General features: G+C 71.7%; 23 protein-coding genes. 5 read left to right on the forward strand and 18 right to left on the reverse strand.

Annotation, left to right across the window (positions count from 1 at the left end):
- Positions 1 to 84: 84 nt before the first annotated feature.
- Positions 85 to 987, reverse strand: a complete 903-nt coding sequence (locus GA0070619_RS12820; RefSeq protein WP_088948263.1) for an SDR family oxidoreductase — start codon at positions 985 to 987, stop codon at positions 85 to 87.
- Between the two features lie 186 nt (positions 988 to 1173).
- Here GA0070619_RS12820 and GA0070619_RS12825 point away from each other — a divergent pair, with 186 nt between their 5' ends.
- Entirely contained in the window at positions 1174 to 2967 is a 1794-nt protein-coding gene (locus tag GA0070619_RS12825) for a bifunctional metallophosphatase/5'-nucleotidase (RefSeq protein WP_088948264.1), read from the forward strand.
- Between the two features lie 57 nt (positions 2968 to 3024).
- On the opposite strand, the gene GA0070619_RS12830 is transcribed toward GA0070619_RS12825, so the two are convergent.
- Positions 3025 to 3222: a hypothetical protein gene (locus tag GA0070619_RS12830; RefSeq protein ID WP_088948265.1), complete on the reverse strand. Its 198-nt coding sequence runs from the start codon at positions 3220 to 3222 to the stop codon at positions 3025 to 3027.
- Positions 3223 to 3277: 55 nt separating this feature from the next.
- Positions 3278 to 4435: a geranylgeranyl reductase family protein gene (locus GA0070619_RS12835; protein WP_088948266.1), complete on the reverse strand. Its 1158-nt coding sequence runs from the start codon at positions 4433 to 4435 to the stop codon at positions 3278 to 3280.
- A gap of 146 nt (positions 4436 to 4581) precedes the next feature.
- Between GA0070619_RS12835 and GA0070619_RS12840 the strand changes: the two genes are divergently transcribed.
- Both GA0070619_RS12840 and GA0070619_RS12845 read left to right on the forward strand, forming a co-directional pair.
- Complete coding sequence (locus GA0070619_RS12840) at positions 4582 to 4818, forward strand: hypothetical protein (RefSeq protein WP_088948267.1); 237 nt, start codon at positions 4582 to 4584, stop codon at positions 4816 to 4818.
- An 86-nt stretch (positions 4819 to 4904) separates the two neighbouring features.
- On the forward strand, positions 4905 to 6347 hold the full coding sequence (locus tag GA0070619_RS12845) for an MFS transporter (RefSeq protein ID WP_088948268.1): 1443 nt from the start codon (positions 4905 to 4907) through the stop codon (positions 6345 to 6347).
- A gap of 77 nt (positions 6348 to 6424) precedes the next feature.
- Here the strand turns inward: GA0070619_RS12845 and GA0070619_RS12850 are convergent, their stop codons facing one another.
- From GA0070619_RS12850 to GA0070619_RS12865, 4 genes are all read right to left on the reverse strand, one after another.
- A complete protein-coding gene (locus GA0070619_RS12850) occupies positions 6425 to 6988 on the reverse strand; it encodes a hypothetical protein (protein ID WP_088948269.1) in 564 nt (187 codons plus the stop codon).
- A 924-nt stretch (positions 6989 to 7912) separates the two neighbouring features.
- On the reverse strand, positions 7913 to 8548 hold the full coding sequence (locus tag GA0070619_RS12855; protein ID WP_088948270.1) for a hypothetical protein: 636 nt from the start codon (positions 8546 to 8548) through the stop codon (positions 7913 to 7915).
- A gap of 13 nt (positions 8549 to 8561) precedes the next feature.
- Positions 8562 to 10346, reverse strand: coding sequence for a DUF4012 domain-containing protein (locus GA0070619_RS12860; RefSeq protein ID WP_088948271.1), 1785 nt, complete (start codon positions 10344 to 10346; stop codon positions 8562 to 8564).
- Positions 10347 to 10443: 97 nt separating this feature from the next.
- The gene (locus tag GA0070619_RS12865; RefSeq protein WP_088948272.1) at positions 10444 to 11691 is read right to left on the reverse strand and encodes a glycosyltransferase family 4 protein; all 1248 of its coding nucleotides are present in this window, start codon (positions 11689 to 11691) and stop codon (positions 10444 to 10446) included.
- A 168-nt stretch (positions 11692 to 11859) separates the two neighbouring features.
- Between GA0070619_RS12865 and GA0070619_RS12870 the strand changes: the two genes are divergently transcribed.
- Positions 11860 to 12414: an arsenate reductase/protein-tyrosine-phosphatase family protein gene (locus GA0070619_RS12870; RefSeq protein ID WP_088948273.1), complete on the forward strand. Its 555-nt coding sequence runs from the start codon at positions 11860 to 11862 to the stop codon at positions 12412 to 12414.
- Here the strand turns inward: GA0070619_RS12870 and GA0070619_RS12875 are convergent.
- Positions 12395 to 13858, reverse strand: a complete 1464-nt coding sequence (locus GA0070619_RS12875) for a tyrosine-protein kinase domain-containing protein (protein WP_088948274.1) — start codon at positions 13856 to 13858, stop codon at positions 12395 to 12397. The two genes, GA0070619_RS12870 and GA0070619_RS12875, sit on opposite strands and share 20 nt — an antisense overlap.
- Positions 13859 to 14194: 336 nt before the next feature.
- On the opposite strand from GA0070619_RS12875, the gene nhaA reads away from it, so the two are divergent.
- The gene (gene nhaA / locus GA0070619_RS12880; protein WP_088948275.1) at positions 14195 to 15550 is read left to right on the forward strand and encodes a Na+/H+ antiporter NhaA; all 1356 of its coding nucleotides are present in this window, start codon (positions 14195 to 14197) and stop codon (positions 15548 to 15550) included.
- Positions 15551 to 15625: 75 nt separating this feature from the next.
- On the opposite strand, the gene GA0070619_RS12885 is transcribed toward nhaA, so the two are convergent.
- From GA0070619_RS12885 to GA0070619_RS12930, 10 genes are all read right to left on the reverse strand, one after another.
- On the reverse strand, positions 15626 to 15823 hold the full coding sequence (locus tag GA0070619_RS12885) for a hypothetical protein (RefSeq protein ID WP_088948276.1): 198 nt from the start codon (positions 15821 to 15823) through the stop codon (positions 15626 to 15628).
- A gap of 4 nt (positions 15824 to 15827) precedes the next feature.
- The gene (locus GA0070619_RS12890; protein WP_088948277.1) at positions 15828 to 16148 is read right to left on the reverse strand and encodes a hypothetical protein; all 321 of its coding nucleotides are present in this window, start codon (positions 16146 to 16148) and stop codon (positions 15828 to 15830) included.
- Positions 16148 to 16510 carry a DUF1622 domain-containing protein gene (locus GA0070619_RS12895; RefSeq protein WP_088948278.1) on the reverse strand — a complete coding sequence of 121 codons (363 nt, stop codon included), beginning with the start codon at positions 16508 to 16510 and terminating at the stop codon, positions 16148 to 16150. The genes GA0070619_RS12890 and GA0070619_RS12895 overlap by 1 nt, the downstream gene beginning before the upstream one ends.
- Positions 16511 to 16549: 39 nt before the next feature.
- Positions 16550 to 17137: a TMEM165/GDT1 family protein gene (locus tag GA0070619_RS12900; protein WP_088951766.1), complete on the reverse strand. Its 588-nt coding sequence runs from the start codon at positions 17135 to 17137 to the stop codon at positions 16550 to 16552.
- Between the two features lie 215 nt (positions 17138 to 17352).
- Complete coding sequence (egtD, locus tag GA0070619_RS12905; RefSeq protein WP_088948279.1) at positions 17353 to 18318, reverse strand: L-histidine N(alpha)-methyltransferase; 966 nt, start codon at positions 18316 to 18318, stop codon at positions 17353 to 17355.
- A 20-nt stretch (positions 18319 to 18338) separates the two neighbouring features.
- The gene (egtC, locus tag GA0070619_RS12910; protein ID WP_088948280.1) at positions 18339 to 19115 is read right to left on the reverse strand and encodes an ergothioneine biosynthesis protein EgtC; all 777 of its coding nucleotides are present in this window, start codon (positions 19113 to 19115) and stop codon (positions 18339 to 18341) included.
- 40 nt (positions 19116 to 19155) lie between these two features.
- Positions 19156 to 20478 (reverse strand): ergothioneine biosynthesis protein EgtB, encoded by a 1323-nt coding sequence (egtB, locus tag GA0070619_RS12915; RefSeq protein WP_088951767.1) that lies wholly within the window; start codon positions 20476 to 20478, stop codon positions 19156 to 19158.
- A 212-nt stretch (positions 20479 to 20690) separates the two neighbouring features.
- Positions 20691 to 21929 (reverse strand): ergothioneine biosynthesis glutamate--cysteine ligase EgtA, encoded by a 1239-nt coding sequence (gene egtA, locus GA0070619_RS12920; protein ID WP_088948281.1) that lies wholly within the window; start codon positions 21927 to 21929, stop codon positions 20691 to 20693.
- 156 nt (positions 21930 to 22085) lie between these two features.
- Positions 22086 to 22856 (reverse strand): hypothetical protein, encoded by a 771-nt coding sequence (locus GA0070619_RS12925; RefSeq protein ID WP_088948282.1) that lies wholly within the window; start codon positions 22854 to 22856, stop codon positions 22086 to 22088.
- A gap of 16 nt (positions 22857 to 22872) precedes the next feature.
- On the reverse strand, positions 22873 to 23505 hold the full coding sequence (locus tag GA0070619_RS12930; protein ID WP_088948283.1) for an RNA polymerase sigma factor: 633 nt from the start codon (positions 23503 to 23505) through the stop codon (positions 22873 to 22875).
- Between the last annotated feature and the right edge of the window lie 74 nt (positions 23506 to 23579).

Below are 23579 nucleotides of genomic sequence, written 5' to 3' on the forward strand. Positions count from 1 at the left end.
GCAGCGCCCGGAGGCCGGATCACGACTCACCGGACCGAGCCGCGTCGGGGCGGGCGCCCGAGCAGCGCCCGCCCCGACGACGGATCACTTGGTCGGTCGGCCGCCCGTGACGCCCAGGATCTCGCCGGTGACGTAGCTGGATTCCTGCGAGGCGAAGAAGACGTACGCCGGGGCCAGCTCCGCCGGCTGGCCGGGGCGCCCCTCCGGGGTGTCGGTGCCGAACTGCTTCACCTTCTCCTCCGGCATCGTCGACGGGATCAGCGGCGTCCAGACCGGGCCGGGCGCGACCGCGTTGACCCGGATGCCCTGCTCGGCCAGGTCGGCGGCGAGGGCCTTGGTGAAGTTGGCGATCCCCGCCTTGGTGGTCGCGTAGTCCAACAGCTGTGGTGACGGGTCGAACGCCTGGATCGACGCCGTGTTGATGATCGCCGACCCCTCGGCCAGGTGCGGAATGGCGGCCTTGCACAGCCAGAACATCGCGTACAGGTTGGTCTTGAGCACCCGGTCGAACTGCTCGGTGCTGATCCCGAGGATGCCCTTGTCCTGCGACATCTGGTACGCCGCGTTGTTGACCAGGATGTCGATGCCGCCCAGGTCGCGGACCGTCCGGTCGACAAGCTCCTGGCAGTGCGCCTCGTCGGTGACGTCGCCGCGGACCGCGATCCCCCGCCGGCCGGCGTCCTCGATCAGGCGGATCGTCTCCTGGGCGTCGGCGTCCTCCTCCTCGCTCAGGTACGAGATCAGCACGTCGGCGCCCTCCCGGGCGAACGCCAGCGCGACCGCCCGGCCGATCCCCGAATCACCCCCGGTGATCAGCGCCCGTTTGCCGTCGAGCTTGCCGCTGCCCCGGTACGACTCCTCGCCGTGGTCCGGCTTCGGAGTCATGTCGGCGGTCGAGCCGGGCGGTGACTGCTGTTGTGCGGGCTGGCCGGACTGCTGGCCGTACTGGCTGGTGGGGTCCTGCTGGGTGTGCTGGTCCTCGCTCACCGATCTCTCCTCGCGCCGCGCGGGAAGCGGGGGCTGTCCCGCGAATGTCGTCCCTGACCGCCGTACCCTGCGCCGGCCTGCGGAAACCGCAGCAGCACCTGGGGCTGGCGTGGCAAGAGTGTCCGCTGCTGGTTATGGTGCGCAAGGCGCTCACGAGGCGCGTCCACCCCCATGGAAAGGCACGTCATGACCTCTCCCTCCGGCCCGTCGCGTCGCCAGGTGCTCGTCGCCGCGGCGGCGGCCGCGACCGCCCCGCTGATCGCCGCCGCGCCCGCGCAGGCGGCCGGCGCGGCCCGGCCGCGCACCTGGGACCTCACCCTCCTGGGCACGTCGGACACGCACGGCAACGTCTACAACTGGGACTACTACCGCGACGCCGAGTACGACGACAGCAAGCAGAACGACATCGGCGTCGCGAAGCTGGCCACTCTGATCAACCAGATCCGTCGGGAGCGGCGCGGCAAGGCGACGCTGGTGCTCGACGCCGGCGACACCATCCAGGGCACGCCGCTGGCCACGTACTACGCCAAGCAGGAGCCGATCACCGCCACCGGCGAGAAGCACCCGATGGCCCGGGCGATGAACGTCATCGACTACGACGCGGTGACCCTGGGCAACCACGAGTTCAACTACGGCCTGCCGTTGCTGGACCTGTGGATCCGTCAGCTCGGTTTCCCGGCCCTCGCCGCGAACGCGGTCAACGCGAAGACCGGCAAGCCGGCCTTCCTGCCGTACGTCATCAAGAAGGTCTCCCTCGGTTTCGCCGCACCGACCCTGCGGGTCGGCATCCTGGGGTTGACCAACCCCGGTGTGGCCATCTGGGACAAGGGCAACGTCGAGGGCAAGCTGCGCTTCGACGACATGGTCGCGACCGCGGCGAAGTGGGTGCCGATCATGCGGGCCCGCGGTGCGGACCTCGTGCTGATCTCCGCGCACGGCGGTGACAGCGGCACCTCCAGCTACGGCCCGGAGCTGCCGAACGAGAACCCGGTGGCGCTGATCGCCCAGCAGGTGCCGGGGATCGACGCGATCCTCTTCGGTCACGCGCACAACGAGGTGGTCGAGCGGTTCGTCACCAACGAGCGGACCGGCGCGCAGGTGCTGCTCTCCGAGCCGTCGAAGTGGGGCCAGCGGCTCACCCGGATGGACTTCACCCTGACCCGCGAACGCGGCCGGTGGACGATCACCAAGAAGGCCGCCAGCATGCTGAACACCAACACCGTGGTCGAGGACCCGAAGGTGCTCGCCGCCGTGCGGGCCCAGCACCAGAAGACCATCGCGTACGTCAACCAGGTGGTGGCCCAGGCCACCGTCGAGATGTCCACAGTGGAATCCCGGTACAAGGACACTCCCATCCTGGACTTCATCAACCACGTCCAGGCCGAGACCGTCACGAAGGCGCTGGCCGGCACGCAGTACGCCGACCTGCCGGTGCTGTCCCAGGCGTCCCCGTTCAGCCGTACCGCGGTCTTCCCCGCCGGGGACGTGAAGATCCGTGACGTGGCAGGGCTCTACGTCTTCGACAACACGCTCGAGGCGGTCGTGCTCAGCGGCGCGGAGGTGCGCACCTACCTGGAGTACTCGGCGAAGTACTTCCGGACCCTCGCTCCGGGCGCCCCCGTCGACCCGGAGCAGATCAGCGACTCGCCGGCGGTGCCGGACTACAACTACGACGTGATCTCCGGCCTGGACTACGACATCGACATCTCCAAGCCGATCGGGCAGCGGATCACCCGCCTGGTGCTGGCCGGCACCGACACTCCGGTGGCGGACAACGCCCAGTTCGTGATGGCGGTGAACAACTACCGGCGCAGCGGCGGCGGCAACTTCCCCGGCATCGTGAAGACCCAGGTCTACAACGCGCAGCAGGAGATCCGTCAGCTGCTCATCGACTGGGCGCAGGCCAAGGGGACGATCGACCCGGCCGACTTCTTCCAGCAGAACTGGCGACTGGTACGCGAGGGCGTGCCGGTCTTCTGACCCCAGCACATCGCGAACGGGCCGTGGGTGGCGACACCCGCGGCCCGTTGTGCGTTCTCAGCCCTGCACGTTCCAGCGGATCGGGTCCTCGGCCTCCTCCGGGCGGTCGCGCCCGGGGTCGGTCTCGGTCAGGGCGACGCGTTCGTCGGGACGCACCGCGAGCGGCAACTCGCCGAACCGCGCGTGGCGCAGGAACGCGTACTCGTCATCGGTGAACGGCTGCTCGGCCATCTGCACCTCCCACTCCCCCGCCATTGTCCAGCGGGTGGGCCACTGGACACCAGTGCGTGGTCACACCGCGTAGGGCATCCTAGGATCCTGGGTGAATAGAAGGAGCCCGGCGCGGGGCTGGCATCCGATCCAGCACCGCGAGGGCCGCCCGGATGGGCCGACGCCGCAGCATTTCATCGAAGCTCGCCCGCCCCTGGCAGAACTGGACGAACATCCGCCAGCCCGGCGGCGTCGCCAGCAGGGCGTGGAACACGTCCGGGCGACGGGTGAACACGTCCAGCAGCCGGAAGCCCGCCCGCATCTCCGGCACAAGCCCTTCGGCGACCGCCCGCTCGTACCCGGACAGTTCACCTGCCGCGACCGCCGCACCGGCCAGCCCGCCGGAACGCAACGCGAAGCTGATGCCCTCCCGGCTCCACGGCTCCAACAGCCCCGCAGCATCCCCCACGACCAGCACCCGGCCGTTGCGCAACGGCGAGTCCTCCTCCCGGCACCGGGTCAGGTGCCCGGAGTCGTGCTCCGCCGGCAAGCCGGTCAGCCCCAACCGGTCCACGAACCGCCGCAGGTACTCCCGGGTCCCCTCCCCCGCGCCCCGCCCGGCGATCACCCCGACAGTCAACCGGTCACCCTTGGGAAAGACCCAGGCGTACGACCCCGGCATCGCTCCCCAGTCCAGCAGCAACCGCCCCCGCCACCGCTCCTGCTCGGCCGGGGGCACCGGGATCTCCAGCTCCAGACCCAGGTCCACCTGCCGGTACCGGCCCCCCACATGCCGGGCGGTCACCCCCGACGAACCGTCCGCCCCGATCACCGCGCGGGCCGCGATCGTCGTACCGTCGGCCAGCCGCAGGCGTACCCCCTCGGGGTCCTGCTCGATCGCGCGGACGGCGACCCGCTCCCGCATCTGCGCGCCCGCGGCGACCGCCGCCGCGCGCAGCCGGTCGTCGAACTCCTCGCGGCGCACCATGGTCACGACCGGGCTGTCGCTGCGGCGGGTGAACTCCCGACGGCCGTCGCGGGTGAACGTGACCCGGTCCACCCGGTCGTGCGCCGGCACCTCGATCCGATCCGCGACGGCCGCCAGGGAGGTGCCGATCAGGCCACCACCACAGGTCTTGTAGCGCGGATGCGCGGCTCGCTCGACAACAAGGGTGGAGACACCGGCGCGGGCAGCGGCGTGCGCCGCGGAGAGCCCGGCGGGGCCGGCGCCGACGACGACGAGGTCCCAAACGATCACGAAGGCAGCCTAGGGCACCACCGAAGGCCCGGACCGTACGCCACAGCCGACACCGACCGCCCGATCGGGTGTGCATCTTCGGTCACCCAGGGGGTAACCCGCGCACGGCAGCCGCCGCACGACGGCGGACGAACGAAGGAGGAAGCATGCAGCAGGTGCAACTGTCGGAGGCCGAGCAACGCGTGTACCAGGCGGTCACCACCCTGGAGGCACGCGGGCAGGTGCCGTACCCGGACCTCATCGCCGAGGTATCAGGGCTGACCCAGGAGCAGGTGGACAGCCCCCTGCACCTGCTCACCGAGAAGGGCCTGCTGCACCGCGAGGACTCGCCGATGGCCGGCCTCGACTTCGGCCCCCGGTTCTGCGCCCGCCAGATGGCGTGAGGGCACCGAACAATCCACGACGATTCGCCCCCCGATGCTCCGGGTAGCGATCAGCAATGCGTGATCGACGGTCAACGGGGGGCGCGATGAGTGCGGCGCAGACGCCGCAGCCGGTGACGGCGGCCGAGAACCGACGACGCTGGCAGGCGGTCGGTGTCGGGTTGGTCGCCGCGTTCATGACGCTGCTCGACGTGAGCATCGTCAACGTCGCGGTGCCCTCCATCGACCGGGCGCTGCACGCGTCGCCGAGCGACCTGCAGTGGATCCTCTCCGGGTACGCGCTCACCTTCGGCCTGGCGCTGGTCCCCGCCGGCCGCTTCGGCGACGCACGCGGTCGGCGCAACGCGTTCGTCTTCGGCATCTCGCTCTTCACCGTGACCAGCGCGCTCGCCGGCCTCGCCACCTCACCGACGTGGCTGGTCATCGCCCGACTGCTTCAGGGTGCCGCCGCTGGCGTCGTCAACCCGCAGGTCATCGGGCTCATCCAGCAACTCTTCCGCGGGCCCGAACGGGCGCGCCCGTTCGGCCTGCTCGGCGCAACCATCGGAATCTCCACAGCGGTCGGGCCGTTGCTCGGCGGGCTGCTCATAGCCATCGGCGGCGAGGAACACGGGTGGCGGTGGGTCTTCTTCGTCAACGTGCCCGTCGGCATCCTCGCGGTGATTCTCGGCTGGCGTCTGCTGCCCGGCCGCCCCGCCGGTCAGGTCGGCTGGCATCGACTCGACCCCGTCGGTGTCCTGCTGCTCGGTGTGGGCGTCGTCCTCGTCCTGCTTCCGCTCGTGCAGGAGCAGCAGTGGCAGACCCCCTGGAAGTGGGCGCTCATCCCGGTCGGCCTGGCCGTGCTGGTCGTCTTCGGGCTCTGGGAGCGACGCTTCGCACGCCGTTACGAACCCCTGTTCGACCTTCGACTGTTCAACCTCCAGTCGTACACACTGGGCTCGATCCTGGCGCTGGTCTACTTCGGCGGCTTCACCGCGATCTTCTTCATCTTCACCCTGTTCCTACAGATGGGTCTCGGTTACAGCGCGTTCATCGCCGGTCTGGCCATCACCCCGTTCGCCCTGGGATCGGCGGCTGCCGCCGTACTCGGTGGCCGCGTCGTCAACCGCTTCGGCCGACCACTGGTCGCCATCGGTCTGCTCACCGTGGTGATCGGCCTGGCCGCAACGGTGGTCGCGCTGAAACTCGCGCCGGATGCCCCCGCGCCCTGGGTTGCCGCCGGTCCACTGCTCGTCGCCGGCATCGGCAGCGGGCTGGTGATCGCCCCCAACCAGACGATCACCCTCTCCGAAGTGCCGGTAGGGCAGGCGGGCAGCGGCGCCGGGATGCTCCAGACCGGTCAGCGCATCGGCGCCGCGGCCGGCATCGCCGCCGTCGGTTCGATGTTCTTCTCGTCGCTGGCCGACAGCCGCGGCAACTGGACCAGCGCCTTCGAGCGATCGCTCCTGCTGGCCACCGGCATCATCGTGCTCGCGCTGATCTGCGCGCTGATCGACATCGTCCGCACCCACAACCACCACAAGAACTGACATGGGTACGCCGCTGGCCGGCACCCCGGGTGGGGGTGCCGGCCAGCGGCGGGTCGTTCAGTGTTCGTGTTGGTGGGTCAGCTGTTCCAGTGCTGGGCGACGAGGTCGGTGGCCTGCTGTTCCCACTGGGCGTACGCGTCGGGGTAGGCGGAGACCTGGACGGTCTGCGCGGCGTCGGTCAGCGCCATGTCCTGCCACCCGTCAACCTGCTTGAGGCCCTTGAGGAACGCGGTCGTCGAGTAGGCCGGGTCGGTGATCTGCTCCGGCGTACCCCAACCACTGGTCGGGCGCTGCTGGAACAGGCCCAGCGAGTCATGGTCATTCTTGTCGCCGAGGTGGCCCAGGTTCTCCAACTTCGACTCCTGCAGGCTCGTCGCGATGGAGATGACCGCGGCGCGCTCGGGCAGGCCGGCCTTCTTCGTCGCGGCGATGATCGCCTTGACGTTCGCCGTCTGCTCATCATTCAACGTGATGTGGGACTGGTCGCCCTGGGGCTTCGGGGCGGCCGACTGCACCGCCACCGCCACCGGCTTGGCATCCACGGCCGGGTTGGCGTGGGCGGCGATCGGGCCGGCGAAGACACCACCGGCGAACGCGAGACCAGCAACAGACAACATGCTCTTACGGAAGATCGTGTTCATGGGGGTAGCTCCTTCGGGGGTAGGAACACCCGCACCACCAATGGGGGTCGGCGACACAAGGGTGTGAGCACCTCGTCCGGCGCTGCTCAATCAAGGGGAAAAGTCTTAGGAGATCGGCACCGTCAAGCCGGGGGGCTTGCGGGGGCCGGGCCGGCGGCCTGCGAGCGGAGGGCTCGGGCGCCGGGTCCATGTGTAACGACCGGGGGTCGGGGGTCATTCCCCGGGTGGGCCCACCCGCCGACGTCCGCTCGTGCGATGCGGTAGTCGGGTGGTCGCTCGTGGGGACTGCAACGACCGGGGGCCCGGGGTCATTCCCGGGGGTCGGGCCATTCCGTGACACCCGGCGGGCGGGGCGGTGAGCCGGTGGTCCTGCGATCGTCAGAGTGTGTAACGACCCCGCCCCGGCCATCATTCCGACCCACCGGTGCGACCGGTCACAACCCAGACACCCCGGAAACGGACAAACTTCGCGTCAGCCGGGCACCCCGGCACCCCGGCACCCCGGCACCCCGGCACCCCGGCACCCCGGCACCCCGGCACCCCGGCACCCCGGCACCCCGGCACCCCGGCACCCCGGCACCCCGGCACCCCGGCACCCCGGCACCCCGGCACCCCGGCACCCCGGCACCCCGGCACCCCGGCACCCCGGCACCCCGGCACCCCGGCACCCCGGCACCCCGGCACCCGCGACAAAACCACCCGAGCCGGGCGTGATCCACTCGGGTTCACGGATAACGCGGTAACCGGGACGGGTTGACACCCCGACTTCAAGGAAACCGAGTCGATCAAAGAGGCCTCGACTGCGCCGAGCCGGCTAGACCCGGACAAATACCCACGGTCGGACTGACGAAGAGCTGGCGCCCGTCGGAGTGGTCCGACGGGCGCCAGCTTCAGTGCGAACCGGGCGTTGCCCGGTGGTGCGGGTTAGTGCGCAGCACCGCCGAGGCGCTGGCGGCGACGCCAGGCCAGGGTCAGCAGCAGCATGACCGCTCCGGCGCCGACCAGGCCACCGCCGAGCTTCATGGGCGTACCCATGCTGTCACCGGTGACGGGCAGCGGCTGCTTCTTGTGCAGCACCCGCAGCTGCGTGCTGGCCGTACGGCCGGACTCGCGACCGGTCGCGGTGAAGGTCAGCAGACCCGTCACCGACGGCTTGTAGCTCCTGGTGAAACGACCCTGGGCGTCGGTTTGCGCCGTGAAGGTCAGGGGCGCGCTCGCCTGGTGGGCCACCGGGGCCATGGCGACGGTGCTGCCGTCGCTGCGGCGAGCCGGAGCCTGGCCGCCGGCCGGAGCGGCGAACGGGGTCACCGTCACCACGATGTCGACGGTCTCGTTCGGACCGAAGCCGGTGCCGGTCAGGATGACCGTCTCGCCGAGGTAGATCGTCGGCCGGTTGACGGTGAGCGACGCGGCGGCCGGTGGGTACGGCGGCGGCTGCGGCGGGTCAGTGGTCGCGGTCGCGCTGGGCGTCGGCTGCGGCTGTGCCGCCACCGCTGCCGTCGGCACGGCCACCACGGCCAGGCCGACCGTGAGCGCCATGATGATGCGGGATAGCCGCATGATTGGTTCCCTCCTACTGGTCACAGCTTGGTGCGGAATGAACTTGGGTGGTCCAGGGGCTGGCGGTGGGGGTCAGTCGCAACTCGGCCTGGCCGACGCCGGTCTTGGCCGTCAGCACGGTGACCTCCAGCGCCCTCTCGGCACCGGGGCCGACGTCGACGCTGGCCGTCGCCACCTGGCGGTGGCGTTCGGTGCCGCTGCCAAGCGCCGTCTCGGCCCCGTCGAGCCGGGCGTCGAGCACCGCCCCGCCGGCCGGGCTGAAGATCGACACCAACGTGCGGGCGGTGTACGGATCGCCGGCCAGGCCGAGGCCGAGGACCGACTCGCTAAGTCCGGACTTCGGCGCCGTCGAGCGCAGGGTCACCCGCAACCGGAGCTCACGGCGTCCGTCGGGTCGGCATTCGCCGACCGTGAGGTTCGCCGTCGGCCGCAGGTAGTAGCCGAGCTTCGCGCCGCTGCCGTCGTTGAGGAACACGCCGACTGTCGGCACGGTGTCCTGTTCCGGAAGCGTCCCGGCCATCCGGCTGTCGCCGAACGTCCGCTGTTCCTCAGGTCGGGCACTCCAGAACAATATCCGCCGTTCGGTGATAGCACGGTCAAATGCGGACAACAACACCCGTGGGTTGACATTCTTCTTGAAGAAGGCATCAAACACCGCAGCTGCCGATGAGGCGAAGAATTCGTCCTGCTGCCTCACGTCCAGCCGTTGGTAGCTGTCGTTGAGCAGGGTCTGCACGACCTTCTCGCTGGCGAGCGGGACCCCGCCGGGCACCAGAACCGGGCCGGTCGCCTTGAGCAGATAGGACAGCACCACCGGGTCCACGGCGAGCACACCGTCGACTGTGGTGCCCGTCTTACGGCGGAACATCTCGCGGTACAGCGCGGCGGCGGTCGGGAAGTGCGGGGAGAGATTGACGTCGGCCGGGTAGATGCCGGGCAGGTCGGTCCAGAGCGCGCGGGTCTCGGCGGGCAGCTTCAACGCCGGGGTGAACTGGCCGAGCGAGGCACTGCTGCCCTGCTTGCCCATCTTCACCTTGCCGTTCTCCGCCTCCATGATCGCGTACGCGCCGAACATGCCGCCGGTCGCGCGCAACTCGGCGAGGTTCTGCGAGACCAGCAGGTAGCGTCGCGGGCCGCTCGCGCCGAGCAGTGGCGGCAGCAGACGGGCCCCCTGGTCGCCGGCCGAGGTGAGGCTGGCGAGGCGGTCGATCTCGCCGCGCAGGTCGATCAGCGCCTGCCGGACCTGACTGACCAGACTCTCGGCGGGCACCGCGGCCAGGTCTCGACGCGTCCGCTGCACCGACTCGTCCGCGCGGGTCAGTTCGGCGGAGACGTCGCTGAGCCGGGCCAGGTCCAGTCGACCCCCGGTCGGTACCAGGCTGGTCAGATCCGCCCGGAGCAGGGTCGGGAACGCCTGCCGGGCCAACTCGTCGATGGCGATGGCGATCTGCCGGACGGCGTCGAGGTCGTCGCCGGCGATCGGGGTACGCCGACCGAGTTGCCAGCTCGGGTCACCCGTCGCCTTCCGGGCCGCGCCCGACTGCGACTGCAGAGCGGCGAGCGTCCGCAGAGCGCGGTCGGTGTCCCCGCCGACCACCTGGGCGCTCAGCTCCCGAGCCAGACCGGCGGCGTTGAGCAGGTGGGCACGCGCCTGCCAGCCGCGGAAGCCGACCCACCCGCCGACCGCCAGCAGCAGCGAGCCGACCACCAGGGCACTGAGGAGGACACGTCGCAGTCGGGCACGCCGACGACGCCGGGACCGGCTCCGCCGCCGGGTCGGCCGTTCGCTTTCCGTCACACCACACTCCCGTTCGCGGAATCGGACAGATGGTCGATTCCCTGACGTTCTTAGCACGCGCCGGGGAACTTCGTACCGTTATCGCAAGTCTTGCCCTTTAACCGAGGTTTCCTCGCGAGTTGCCGGCCGGCTCCGCGACTCGTCCTGCCGCCTCATGCAGCAGTCGCTCGATCCGGTCCACACCGGCGGGCAGCGACATCTCCCGCAGGTACGCCGCCCGGCCCCGCCGACCCATCTCGGCCCGGGTCGGCGGAGGAATGGTGGCGGCCAACCAGAACCGGTCGGCCAGAGCCGCCCAGTCCTCCGGAGGGCAGGAGAGCCCTGCTCTGGCTCGCTCGACAAGCTCGGCCGTGTCCCCGCCGGCCGACGCCACCACCGGTGCGGCACACGAGAGCGCGGCCTGGAGCTTGCCGGGCACCGTGCCGCGCAGCTCCGGAAGGTCACGCAGCATGACGAGCTGATAGTCGGCGGCGGCGTACAGCTCGGGCATGTCGACGGGCGACCGTCGCTCCATGAAGCGGACGTTGTCCGCGCCCAGCTCGGCGGCGAGCCCCCGCACCCGCCGCTCATCAGCACCCGAACCGACCAGGACCAGATCCATCGTCCGGTCCAGTGCCGCCGCCGCCCGGACAGCGGTCTCCAGTCCTTGCCGGGCGCCGATGGTCCCGGCGTGCATCACCACGCACCGGCCGTCCCGGCGAACCAGCTGACGGGCAGCCGCGCCGGGCGTCACCGGATGGAAGATCCGCTCGTCGGTCCAGTTCAGCACCAGTCGGACCCGGGTCGGGTCGGCGCCCGCGGCGACCACCAGGTCCCGCATCGACGGTGCGGCTACCGCGATCCGCGCCGCGGCCCGGTAGATCCGGGTCATCGCGCTGCCCATCCGCACCGCCCAGCGACCCTCGCCCGTCTCGTCGACGCCGTCCGAGGCCCAGACATCCTGCACGTGCAGCACCGCCGGCACCCGGCCGAGCAGCCGGAGCACCCCGGCGGTGGCGAACGTCGTCGCCGGCAGCTGAAAGACGTAGAGCGCGTCCACGTCGCGGAAGTACCGGCGCGCGGCCAGCGTCGCGCTGCCGGCGAAAGAGAGGTAGCTGGCCATCCGGGTACCGGTGGACGCGGCACGCCCGGGGTAGCGCGGCACCCGTCGGACGGTCAGCCGTTCGCTGTGCGTCTCGTGGTGCCAACGCTGCCGCCAGCCGGGATAGACGTGCCCACCGGGATAGTCCGGAAAGCCGGTGAGCACCCGGACCTCGTGCCCCCGCGCGGCCAGTTCCTCGGCGAGGCTGCCCGGGATGAACGCCGGCTCGGGCGGAAAGTGGTACGACAGGATTCCGATCCTCACCGCAGCGCCCCCGTCCGGCGTGGATCGACGTCGACCGGCGCGGCACCACGACCGGCAGGCGCCCGGCCCGCGTACGATGCCGACAACCCCTCCCCGCGCGGCCTCCGGCGTCGACGCACCGCCCTCGCGGTGCGGACACCCGCGTCCGCACCGATGAGAGGGGCACCGATGGCTGATCGCGTGTTGTTCGTCTGCCACGCCAACCTGTGCCGGTCGCCGATGGCCGAGTTCCTGGCCCGCCGACTGTTGGCCGACCGGCCCGTCACCGTGGCCAGCGCCGGCACCGACGCGATCGACGGGCTGGCGATGCACCCGTACGCGATGGAGATCGCGGCCGACAACGGCGCCGACCCGGCGGAGTTCCGGACCCGGGGGTTGCGCCCCGAGTACCTGGCCGACGCGACGCTGGTGCTGACCGCGACCCGACGCCAGCGCTCGGTCTGCACCGCGCTGACACCGGCGGCGCTGCACCGGACGTTCACCGTGCGCCAGTTCGGCCGGCTGGCCGCGGCGGCCGAGCCACTCGACGGATCGAGCGACGACCCGTTGGGCGCGGCGATCGCCGCCGCCGCCCAGGCCCGGGGACGGCTGCAACCTGCCGCCCCCGAGGCGGACGACCTTCGGGACCCGATCGGCGGCACCGCCGCCGACTTCCGACGCTGCGCCGAGGAGATCGAACGGTCGCTGCGACCCCTCGCCACGCTCATCGGGGCAACCGGGTGAGTTCCTGGGTGTGGTCGGGGACGCCGTTGACCCCGTCGGTGGTCGCGACGTGCCTGCCGGACGCGGCCCGGTCGGCCGGCACCGACGCCGGGGGCGTCGAGGCGACCACCCGGTAGGCCTCGTACTGGTACGCCTCGGCCTTGGCCACCTTCGCCATGTTCAGCACGCAGCCGAGCAGCCGGACCGAGACCGAGTGCAGCGAGCGGGCCGCGGCGGCCACCTGGGTCCGGGAGGTACGGCCCTGCTGGGTCACCAGCAGGGCACCGTCGGCCTGCACGGCGACGACCACGCCGTCGGTCACCGCGAGCAGCGGCGCGGTGTCGATGATCACGATGTCCGCCGACTCGCGCAGCGCCAGCAACAAATCCGACATCGCCTTGGAGCCGAGCAGCTCGCTCGGGTTCGGCGGGGCCGACCCGCTGGGCAGCACCAGCAGCGACTTGTCTCCCCAGCGCTGCACGACATCACCGACCTGCACGTCGCCGACCAGCACGTCGGTGAGACCGACACCGGCGTCCAGGCCCAGGTAGTCGTCGACCTTCGGGCGGCGCAGGTCCGCGTCGACCAGCAGCACCCGCCAGCCGGCCTCGGCGAGCGCGATGGCCAGGTTGCAGGAGAGGGTGGTCTTGCCCTCGCCCTGCAGGGCGCTGGTCACGGCGATGACCCGGGCCGGCTCGTGGACATCGACGAAGCGCAGGTTGGTCCGCAGCTTGCGAACCGCCTCGGCACGCGCCGAGGTCGCGGCCTCGCCCACGATCAGCGGCGCGGTGCGGGCGCTGGCCTCGAACGGGATCTCGCCGAGCAGCGGGCTGCCGGTGGCGCGTTGCAGGCCCGCGGAGTCGCGCAGCCGTACGTCGGCGATGCCGCGCAGGATCGCCAGGCCGACGCCGAGGAGCAGCCCGATCAGGCCGCCGAGGGTGAGGTTGCGGACCGGCTGCGGCGAGACAGGGTTGGCGCTCACCCGAGGGCCGCTGACCACTTCGATTTTGATCGGCGCCTTACCTTCGGGCGTCGTCTCGACCTTCTGCACCAGTTCGACGAACTTCGCGGCGAGGGACTCCGTCACCCGCAGCGCGCGGGTCTGGTCGGTGTCGGTGACCGACGCCCGCAGCAAAACCGTGCCGGTCTCGGTCGAGGTGGTCACCCGGCGCTGCACCTCGTCCGCGGTCAGGCCCACCGGGGTCTCGGCCACCACGCTCTGCGCCAGCCGGTCGCTGCTGAGCAGGTCGGCGTACGACTTGACGCGCTGCTGGAGGAAGAGCCCGCCCTGGTAGGCGTCGCTGATGCCCGCGTTGGGGGTGGTGACGAAGAAGGTCACCGAGGCGACGTACCGGGGTTGGGCCCGCACGGTCAGGAACGCCGAGACGCCCAGAGCCACCATGATCGTGACCAGCGGTACCCACCAGTGCCGACGCACGTGACGCAAATGGCGGAGCAGGTCCATCAGGAGCGCCTCCGTGCCGGTCCGGTTACGCCAATAAACTTCACGAAAACCCCCAAGGTCGTCTCTAAACTCGTGAAACCATTAAAGCGGTTGATGCGCCTTATGTCCGGAGTTACGTATTTTCCGCAGTGCGATGTGCATCCGGATGACCAACCCGACAAACACCCATTCGGCAGCGGCGACAACGCGGAAAAGGTCGAAAGCCGATGAGGTGGCGTCCGATCGGCCCAGCGCGCGCCGCCCGGCGCGAAGCCGGATAGGGTCGGTGGAGGTGTGCCGGGAAGTCTGGTCGGCGAGTGGATTCCTGCTGTCCTGACTCCAGAGGTGACCCCGCACATGACCTCCCGCACCCCGCCGTCCGAGCAGCGCCCGCCGAGGGTCCGGCTGTTCTCGCGCTCATCCTGGCCGCAGGCCCGACACCTGGCCGACGTGCTGCGTACCGAGACCGTCGGCGGAGCGCTGCTGCTGCTCGGTGCCGTGGTCGCGCTGACCTGGGCAAACTCGCCCTGGTCCGACTCGTACACCCGGCTCGGTGCCTGGGTGCCCTGGCCCGGCGGCGCGTCGGCGCACCTCGACCTGACCCTGGCCACCTGGGCGGCGGACGGCCTGCTGGCCGTCTTCTTTTTCGTCGTGGGTCTGGAACTCAAACGGGAGTTCGTCGCCGGGGAACTGCGCGACCCACGCCGGGCGGCGCTGCCCGTGGTGGCCGCCCTCGGGGGAATGCTGCTGCCGGCGCTGATCTACGTGGGGGTCGTTCTGAGCGCCGGCGGGGACGGGTTGCGCGGGTGGGCCATCCCGACCGCGACCGACATCGCCTTCGCGCTGGCCGTGCTCGCGGTGGTCAGCTCACACCTGCCCCAGGGCCTGCGCGCCTTCCTGCTCACCCTCGCCGTGGTCGACGACCTCTTCGCGATCACCATCATCGCGGTCTTCTACACCGCCGACTTCCAACCTCTTCCGCTGCTCGCGGCGCTGCTGCCGATCGGGCTCTTCGCCCTGCTGGTGCAACGCGGGCGCACCTGGTGGTGGGCGCTGATCCCACTCGCGGTCGCCGCCTGGGCGCTGGTGCACGCCTCGGGTGTGCACGCCACGGTGGCCGGTGTCCTGCTCGGTTTCACGGTCCCGGTGCTGGCCCGCCGCGGAACGGTGGCTGGTGGCCAGCCGGCCGCCGGATCGGACGAGGGCGGGCTCGCCGAACGCCTGGAGCACCGGTGGCGCCCGGTGTCGGCCGGCTTCGCGGTGCCGGTCTTCGCGCTGTTCGCCGCCGGGGTCACGCTGCGCGGCAGCGACCTCGGCGCCCTGCTGACCGACCCGATCGTGATCGCCGTCGTCGCCGCCCTGGTCTTCGGCAAGAGCATCGGCATCTTCGGATCGACGTACCTGCTGGCCCGATTCACCCGCGCCGAACTGGACGAGGACATCAGCTGGTCGGACCTGCTCGGGATCGCCCTGCTGGCCGGCGTCGGGTTCACTGTGTCGCTGCTCATCGGCGATCTGGCCTTCGGCGCCGGCAGCACGACCGACGGTCGGGTCAAGGTGGCCGTGCTGCTCGGGTCGGTGATATCCGCCGGCCTGGCCGCCACGGTGCTCGTCCGCCGCAACGCGACGTACCGCCGGGTGGCGGAGCGGGAGCGGCTCGACGCCGACGGCGACGGTGTGCCCGACGTCTACCAGCGACCCGCAGGCGCTTGAACGGGCGGTCGCGCGGGCCGGCGAACGGCCGACCCGCGCGGCGTGCCGCCTCCGTGCCGTACGACGGACCGCCGGTCAGCGGCGACGATCGGCGGGCGGCGGCTCCTCGGTCTCCTCGACCACCGCCTCGGCCACCGGGCCGGTGAGGTCGTCGCCCGGCACCGCCACCGCCTCGACGCGATCCTGCTCGTCAGCCTTCCCGCCGGGCGGCGGCTCGGGAGCGGTGGCACCGCCGGAGAAGCCGTACTCGTTCGGTTCGTCGTGCCGGCTCATGTGGTTATCCTCCCGTTTTCCCGGTTCCACGTCTCAAGGCCAACGGTAGGTGGTGATCGTCCCCGGCGCAGGGTGCCGGGGATTGTCGCCCGGACCACGGCGGCGGAGCGCTCATCGCCGCACCGAGCAGTTGCCGCAGGGCGATGATCGCGACCGCGCCGGCCAGGCCGTTCCAGCCAGGGTCGCCGGCCAGCCGCAGCAGGCCGGCCGCGGTCAGCAGGTCCAACAGCAGCCGTACGCCGGTCCGCAGCGCCCCGGTGCTGAGCACGGTGACCACCCCGACGACCAGGGCCAGAGCGGTGACCACCGTGAGCAGGACGTCCATCACCGGGACTGCTCTGCCTCGGCCACCTGGCGCTGCTCCTGACGGATCTCGCGGCCCAGGAAGTAGTTCAACGCCGTTCGGATCGTGGCGATGGCCGCCAGCTGGCCGATCTGCTCGAACGACGGCGACACGGCGGTCCGCAGCACGTCGGCCGCCAACTGGAACTCCAGGCCGAGGGTCAGAAAGCGGCCGAGGGAGAGCCGGATGGGCGTGAAGAGGGCGGCGGAGCGGTGTCGTAGCCCCTCGACCACGAACCGCACCGCCGCCCAGACCGCGCCAACGAAGATCACCAGTGCGCCGGCCACCTCCACCACGGCCACCAGCACCTGGTCGCCCTGACGCAACAGCTCGGCCGGCTCCACCCCGGGCCGTTACCCGCACTCGGGGCAGCTAGTCGACACTCAGGTCAGCTCGTTCACCGCCTCCAGGATCAACCAGAGACCGGAGATGGCGAACAGGATCGCGGCACCGTACTTGATGGCCTTCTCCGGCAGCCGACGACCGAGCATCCGGCCGACCAGGATGGCCAACGCGTCCGCCGCCACCATGCCCAGCGTGGAGCCGAGCCAGGTGCCGAACCAGCCGTACTTGGTGGCGAGCGTGATCGTGGCGAGCATCGTCTTGTCACCCAGCTCGGCCAGGAAGAACGCCACCGACACCGCCACCAGCGCGGTCTTGTTGGTCTTCTCAGCCTTTCGCTTCTCGTCCTCGGTGAGCTTGTCCCCGCGCAGGGTCCACGCGCCGAACCCGAGGAACGCCACACCGGCCACCAGGGAGATCCACTCGGTCGGCAACACCGCCCCGAGACCCGCGCCGATGGCGACCGACGCCAGGTGCACCACCGCCGTGGCGATGGTGATGCCGATCAGCACCGGGATCGGCTTGAACCGCGTGGCGAAGGTCAGCGCCATCAGCTGGGACTTGTCCCCCAGCTCGGCGACGAAGATGACGCCGAAGCTGACGACCAGCGCGGCGAAAAATCCCTCCATGACGTCCTTCCCGCTCATGCCGGGAGGAGGTACAGGGGCGCCCTCGACCCGGCTGCAACAGCCTGAGTCGAAGGTCTCGCCCGCCTCGGAGACCGAGGCCGCGTGGCCGGATGCGGAACGCACCAGTATGTCGACCACGACATTGGGGGCTACTCCCCTTCGCCCGGTCAGCCTATCCGATCATCGGCTGGCCGGTTCTCGGCGGGTGGACAGGCTCACCGGGCTCCCGCCAACGTGACCCCGAAGAGCCCATCCGGGTCGGTCCAGAACTCCGTCGTGTCGAAGCCCGCCGTGGCCAACTCCGCGGCGATCCCCTCCGGGTGGAACTTCGCCGAGACCTCGGTGCGCAGGTCCTCCCCCGCCGCGAAGTCGACGGTCATGCCGAGCACCCGCACCCGCATCGCCCGGGTCGCCCGCAACCGCATCTCGATCCACTCATGGTCCGGGTCCCAGAGGGCGACGTGCTCGAACGCCGCCGGGTCGAAGTCCGCACCCAACTCGCGGTTGATCACCCGCAGCACGTTGCGGTTGAACTCGGCGGTGACCCCGGCCGCGTCGTCGTAGGCGGGCACGATCACCGACGGATCCTTCACCAGGTCGGTGCCGAGCAACAGCCAGTCGCCGGCCTCCAACGCGGCGCGCATCGCCGTCAGGAACCCGGCCCGCTCGGCGGGCAGCAGGTTGCCGATGGTGCCGCCCAGGAAAGCCACCAGCCGTCGGCCACCGGTGGGCAGCCGGTCCAGTTGCCGGGTGAAGTCCCCCACGATGCCCCGAACCCGCAGGCCCGGATAGTCGGCGGCGATCTGGGCGGTGGACCCCCGCAGCGCGCTGACCGACACGTCGAGCGGGACGAACGTGCCCAGCCCGCCCTCACGGGTGAGGGCGTCCAACAGCAGCCGGGTCTTCTCCGACGAACCGGAGCCCAACTCGATCAGGGTCTTGGCCGAGGTCAGCGCCGCGATGTCGGAGGCCCGCTCGGCCAGCACCGCCCGCTCGGCCCGGGTGGGGTAGTACTCGGGAAGTCGAGTTATCTCCTCGAACAGCTCACTGCCCCGGGCGTCGTAGAACCACTTCGGCGGCAGCCACTTCTGCCCGGCGCTCAGCCCGGCCCGGACGTCGTTGCGCAGGCCACGCTCCAGATCGCGCTCTTCGAGGTAGATCTCCAGGGGTTCCGCGGTCATCGGTTCACTCCTCTGTTCGATCAACCGTTACCTGCCGGCCCGGCGTGGCGCACCGGGGTCGGCAGTGGACGTACTCGCACCTCATCAGCGGTGGCGACGACCAGATGCCCCTCCGGCACCGCTCGCCACCCGGGATCGTCGTCGTGCGGCTCCGAGGCGAGCAGCACCGAACCGGTCCCCTCGCGGACCGACAGCGCGTGCCCGGCCACGCTGGCCACCGCCCGGTGACCGTCGGTGAGCAGCAGGTTGAGCCGCGACCCGGGGGCGGCCGCGGCGACGTCGGCCACCGTCTGTCCGACCGCGTCCGCCGGGTCGTCGCCGGCCCGCAGCCGATGCCGCACCAACGCCCAGAGCAACGCCGAGTCGGTGGCGGCGTCCAGGGTGAGCAGGTCACGGACCGGCAGGCCGGCCGCGAGTGGCACCACGGTGTCCGGCCAGCCACGAACCACCCCGTTGTGGCTGAACAGCCACCGCCCCTCGGCGAAGGGCGCGGCGGCGCCGTCGAGCACCGCCATCCCGACGGTGGCCGAGCGCACCGCCGCGAGCACCGCACCGGAGCGGGTCACCGACGCGAGCTGGGCGATGGTCGGGTCGCTCCAGATCGGCTGCGCCCGCCGGTAGCGCACCGGCTCACCCTCGCCCGGGTACCAGCCGACACCGAACCCGTCGGCGTTGATGGTGCCGCCGCCGCGCATGTCCCGGGGCGCCCAGGACTGCCGCACCAACGAGTGCGGCGGGTCGAACAGGACCTCGGCCAGGGTGACCGGCGGCCCCAGGTAGGCCAGGTGACGACACATCAGCGCGCCCAGCCCGCCGGGCCGCCGACAACGCAGTGGATCACCGGTGCGACTCGTCGGGCCGGGCGTCGCGGGCGCAGCGGAAACCGCTGAAGATCTGCCGGCGGATCGGATAGTCCCAGTTGCGAAAAGTGCCCCGGCAGGCGGAACGGTCGGTGCCGAACGAGCCACCCCGCAGCACCCGGTAGTCGCCACCGAAGAAGACCTCCGAGTATTCGCGGTAGGGAAACGCGGTGAAGCCGGGATGCCCGCCGAACGTGCTCGACGTCCACTCCCAGACGTCACCGATGAGCTGGTGCACCCCCAACGGCGACACACCGGCCGGGTACGCGCCCACCGGCGCCGGCCGCAGGTGACGTTGGTCGAGGTTGGCGTGCGCCTCGGTGGGGTCGTCGTCCCCCCAGGGATAACGGCGCGAGCGCCCGGTCGCCGGGTCCCAACGGGCCGCCTTCTCCCACTCCGCCTCGGTCGGCAACCGCTTACCGGCCCACGCCGCGTACGCCTGCGCCTCGTAGAAGCACACGTGCACCACCGGCTCGTCGGCGCGCACCCGGCTCCACCGGCCGAAACGCTGGTAGGACCATTCGTCGCCGTCCCGACGCCAGTGCATCGGCGCCTCCAGCCCCTCCCGGAGCCGATGCGCCCAGCCGGCCGAGCTCCACCAGCGCTGATCGCGGTAGCCGTCCTCCGCGATGAACGCCGCGAACTCCCCGTTGGTGACCGGGGCGGCATCGATGACGTACGCCGGAAGGTCGACCCGGTGCGCCGGACGTTCGTTGTCCAACGCCCACGGGTCGGTGTCGGTGCCCATGGTGAACTCCCCGGCCGGCACCAGCACCTCCCCACCGACCCGCACGGACGGCTCCGGCGGCGGCGGGGCGTGCAACACCGCCGGCCCCGAGCGCAGTTGATGGGTGGCGAGCATGGTCTCGTCGTGCTGCTGCTCGTGCTGCACGATCATGCCGAACGCGAACCCGTCGGCGACCAGCGGCCGCTCGGTGAAGGTCACCGCGTCGAGCAGATCGTGCACCTTGTCCCGGACGGTGCCCAGGTAGGCACGCGCCTCGGCGGGCGGCAGCAGGGGCAGCGCCGGGCGGTCCCGGCGCGGCTGCTTGAACGCGTCGTACAGCTCGTCGATGTCGCACCGGACCGGCTCGCGCCCCCCGACATCGCGCACCAACCACAGCTCCTCCTGGTTGCCCACGTGGGCGAGGTCCCAGACCAGCGGCGACATCAGCGGAGAGTGTTGGCGCATCAGGTCGGCGTCGTCGACCACCTCGGTCAACAACGTGGTGCGGGCGCGGGCGCGCGCCAACTCCACCGCGATCCGATCGCGCAACCGCTCCCCGTCGACGTGCCCCATGGCGCCGGCGGGCACCGCGTCCCCTTTCACACTCACCGCGTCCCTCTCCGTTCGCGACTGCGGGGCTCGCAACCCCGGCTCACTCCTCGCGCTCACCGCGTCCCTCTCCGTTCGCGACTGCGGGGCTCGCAACCCCGGCTCACTCCTCGCGCTCACCGCGTCCCTTTCCGTTCGCGACTGCGAGGCTCGCAACCCCGGCTCACTCCTCGCGCTCACCGGTCGTCTCCCCTCTGGGCGGCGGCCAGCCGCCCTCGTACGCCTCGCTCGATGTCCTTGTGGGTGCCGGCCGGCAGGTCCAGCCGGGGCAGGGCGGTCAGGGCCAGGTCGAGCAGGGCCGCCGCGGCGGCGGCCAGCGCGGCGTCGGCCAGACCGTGCCGGGCGGCAGCCGACCAGCGGTCCGCCACCGGCGCTGAGATCGCGTACGCCCCGCGCAGCGTGCCCGGGTCGTGGAAGAGGGCGCTCAGCACCGCCAGCGGGAGCCGCCAGTCCCGGTCGGGTTGGGCGTCCAGGTAGCGCAGCTCCAGGTAACCGCGCGGCCGCACCGGCGGAAAGAGGGTGCTGATGTGGTAGTCCAGGTCATCGGTGGTGGGTGGTTCCGGCAGCGCGCCGTCGAGCCAGTCGGCGAAGGTCACACCGGCCGGCGCGGTCCAGTCCGAGCCGTCCCGACGCCGGCACAGCAGCGGCGCGGCCAGCACGTACCGGATCCAGGCTGCGGTCGGGTCCTCGTCGGCGTGGCCCGGCGTCCAGACCGGGCGGGTGCGGGCCGGGTCGATGGCCAGCCAGGTGGCCATCCGGGCGGAGGCCCAGCCGGTGCGCCGCCCGGCGTGTCGGGTGGCGGATGCGAACGCCGCGAGCAGCGGCGGCCCGACGGCGTGGGCCGTGGCCCAGCGGTCAGCGACCTGGTTCGGCTCACCGGCGTCGAGACAGACCTGGAGGCCGGCGGTGCTGTACATCATGGTGCGGCCGGCCGGACCGCGCCGGTCGAAGGCACCGCGCATCGCGCGGTAGCGGGGAGTTTCCAGCACCGGGCGGGGCCGTCGGTGTGGGTCGATGCCGCTGCGGCCGAGAATCAGCCCGGCGGTGGCCAGCAGGTCGGTGACCTGGGCGATGTCGGCCTCGGTGGCCCGGATCAATGCGGCGGTCGAGGCGCGGGGCGGGGTGGAGATCTCCAACTGGCCACCCGGCTCCAGCGTCACCATGCCGCCGTGCCGCAGAGGCTCGGAAGGGCTGGTGGGATCCAGTGTGACGGGGCTGTGCCGCCCCAGCGCCGCCCGCAGCCTTGTCGGATCGACGGGGCGGACGGGGTCGGAGGCGTCGTGCACGGTCCATTCCAGTTCGACGCCGGTGTGTGTCGGTGGACCGGTCTTGAAGCAGATCCGGGCGAGGTGCCGGCCTGCGGCTGCGGACTCGCGCAGAATGGCGCTGCGGTCCAGCTCGGGCGACGTCACCAACGGTCAGGCCCCCTCTCGTGTGCCGCCTTCGCGACACTGTGCCACCGTAAACCCACCCACCGACACCGTCGGGGGCTTGCACGGCGCCACCAACTTCTGTCTAACAGACGAATTTCCCACGCAGGGCGGAACAGACCGCTCCCGGCCGCCGGCCGATCACTGCGGGGTGGGGCGGCCCGAGGGTGGGGGTGGCGGGCTGACCTTCGCTGGTTCCGACCGCTTCTCCTCGGGCACCAGCCGCCGGCAGTACTCCTCGACCTGGCCGGCACTGCCCGCGGCCGTCACCAGCCTCTCGTAGGCCGGCGTTCGCAGCGCCTTGTCCCGCTGGTCGGGCTTCTTGGCCAGCCAGGAGCGGCACAGACCGTGCAACGACCCGCCAGGCGCGGTCTGCGCCGATGGTGTGCCGGGGGCAGGTGGCGTGCCGGGCGACGGCGGGCGGGGCGACGGGGTGCCGGCCGACGGGGTGCCCGGGGAGGACGGCGATCGACTGGGCTCGCCGGACCGGGGAGAACCCTGGCCCGGGGTTGGTGACGTGCGGGTCGGCTCCGGTGCGCCCGGGTCGGGCACCCAGTCCTGACTGACCGCGGCGAAGGCCGCACCCGCCGTCGCGGTGACGGCCACCGCACCGATCCAGGCCGCCGCGCCAGCCGTCAGACGGCGACCGCGCGGCCGGTGCGGCACCGACGGCGTCGGGTCTGCTCGGGCCGCCAGGAACGCGGCAACGGCCGCGTCCTCGCCAGCCAACTCTCGCGGGAGGCCCGGGCCGGCAGCCGCGGCGAGCAGCCGCGCCACCGGCTCGGCGGGGGCGGACCCCGGGACGGACGTCGAGGGGGTGTGGGCCTGGCCCGGGGCGGTGTCGGAGCTGCCGTGGGCGGAGTCGAGCAGCCGGTCGGTTTCGGCATGGTCGGCCCGCCGGAACGGGTTCATCGGAAGTCCCCTCACGTCAGCCGTCCGCCGGCTCGGTGTGCGGCGCCCGCAGGGCTGGACTGCTGGCGGGGCGGGGCGCCGGCACCCCCTCGACACCGACGGACAACCCGGCCGGGCCTTCGCGCTCCAGCAGTGCCGCGAGCCGCCGCAGGCCTCGGTGGGCGGCGGTCCGAACGGCACCGGCCCGACGACCCAGCACACGGCCCGCGGACCCCGCGTCGAGCCCGATCACCGCCCGCAACAGGACGGCTTCGGCCTCGCGGGGAGGCAGGGTCGCGATCAGCGCCAGGGCGGTCTCGGTGCCGATCGTCTCGCTGGCCCCCTCGGCGGTGTCCGCGTCGCTGGCGAGGTCGGCGAGCGCCTGCACCGGGACCGGAAGTGACGGGCGGCGGCGCATTCGGCGCAGGTGGTCCATCGCCCGGTTGCGGGCGATGGTGACGGTCCAGGCGCGGAACTCGCCGCCGGTGAAGCTGGGCAGGTCACGGGAGATCTGCAGCCAGGTCTCGGAGGCGACGTCCTCGGCGTCCGCGCCGACCAGCGCGGTCAGATAGCGCAGCAGGCCCGGCTGGAGGCTGCGGTAGAGGAAGCGGAAGGCCTCCTCGTCCCCGCTCTGTGCCGCGCCGACCGCCTCCGACAGGTCGCCGGTCATCCGCAACCCGTGCACTGCCCGAGGCGCGTCGGCCCGATCAGCCGGGCAAAGGCAGACCACGCGGTACGAGAGGA

It is taken from the genome of Micromonospora zamorensis, assembly GCF_900090275.1.
In the GTDB taxonomy this organism is placed as follows: Bacteria; Actinomycetota; Actinomycetes; order Mycobacteriales; family Micromonosporaceae; genus Micromonospora; species Micromonospora zamorensis.

What these genes read in the sequence shown, in the direction of transcription:
- GA0070619_RS12825 (WP_088948264.1), top strand. Translation starts at nt 1,174, where the DNA reads ATGACCTCTCCCTCCGGCCCGTCGCGTCGCCAGGTGCTCGTCGCCGCG.
- GA0070619_RS12830 (WP_088948265.1), bottom strand. Translation starts at nt 3,222, where the DNA reads ATGGCGGGGGAGTGGGAGGTGCAGATGGCCGAGCAGCCGTTCACCGAT.
- GA0070619_RS12840 (WP_088948267.1), top strand. Translation starts at nt 4,582, where the DNA reads ATGCAGCAGGTGCAACTGTCGGAGGCCGAGCAACGCGTGTACCAGGCG.
- GA0070619_RS12845 (WP_088948268.1), top strand. Translation starts at nt 4,905, where the DNA reads ATGAGTGCGGCGCAGACGCCGCAGCCGGTGACGGCGGCCGAGAACCGA.
- GA0070619_RS12850 (WP_088948269.1), bottom strand. Translation starts at nt 6,988, where the DNA reads ATGAACACGATCTTCCGTAAGAGCATGTTGTCTGTTGCTGGTCTCGCG.
- GA0070619_RS12855 (WP_088948270.1), bottom strand. Translation starts at nt 8,548, where the DNA reads ATGCGGCTATCCCGCATCATCATGGCGCTCACGGTCGGCCTGGCCGTG.
- GA0070619_RS12870 (WP_088948273.1), top strand. Translation starts at nt 11,860, where the DNA reads ATGGCTGATCGCGTGTTGTTCGTCTGCCACGCCAACCTGTGCCGGTCG.
- GA0070619_RS12875 (WP_088948274.1), bottom strand. Translation starts at nt 13,858, where the DNA reads ATGGACCTGCTCCGCCATTTGCGTCACGTGCGTCGGCACTGGTGGGTA.
- nhaA (WP_088948275.1), top strand. Translation starts at nt 14,195, where the DNA reads ATGACCTCCCGCACCCCGCCGTCCGAGCAGCGCCCGCCGAGGGTCCGG.
- GA0070619_RS12885 (WP_088948276.1), bottom strand. Translation starts at nt 15,823, where the DNA reads ATGAGCCGGCACGACGAACCGAACGAGTACGGCTTCTCCGGCGGTGCC.
- GA0070619_RS12890 (WP_088948277.1), bottom strand. Translation starts at nt 16,148, where the DNA reads ATGGACGTCCTGCTCACGGTGGTCACCGCTCTGGCCCTGGTCGTCGGG.
- GA0070619_RS12900 (WP_088951766.1), bottom strand. Translation starts at nt 17,137, where the DNA reads ATGGAGGGATTTTTCGCCGCGCTGGTCGTCAGCTTCGGCGTCATCTTC.
- egtD (WP_088948279.1), bottom strand. Translation starts at nt 18,318, where the DNA reads ATGACCGCGGAACCCCTGGAGATCTACCTCGAAGAGCGCGATCTGGAG.
- egtC (WP_088948280.1), bottom strand. Translation starts at nt 19,115, where the DNA reads ATGTGTCGTCACCTGGCCTACCTGGGGCCGCCGGTCACCCTGGCCGAG.
- egtB (WP_088951767.1), bottom strand. Translation starts at nt 20,478, where the DNA reads ATGGGGCACGTCGACGGGGAGCGGTTGCGCGATCGGATCGCGGTGGAG.
- GA0070619_RS12925 (WP_088948282.1), bottom strand. Translation starts at nt 22,856, where the DNA reads ATGAACCCGTTCCGGCGGGCCGACCATGCCGAAACCGACCGGCTGCTC.
- GA0070619_RS12930 (WP_088948283.1), bottom strand. Translation starts at nt 23,505, where the DNA reads ATGACCGGCGACCTGTCGGAGGCGGTCGGCGCGGCACAGAGCGGGGAC.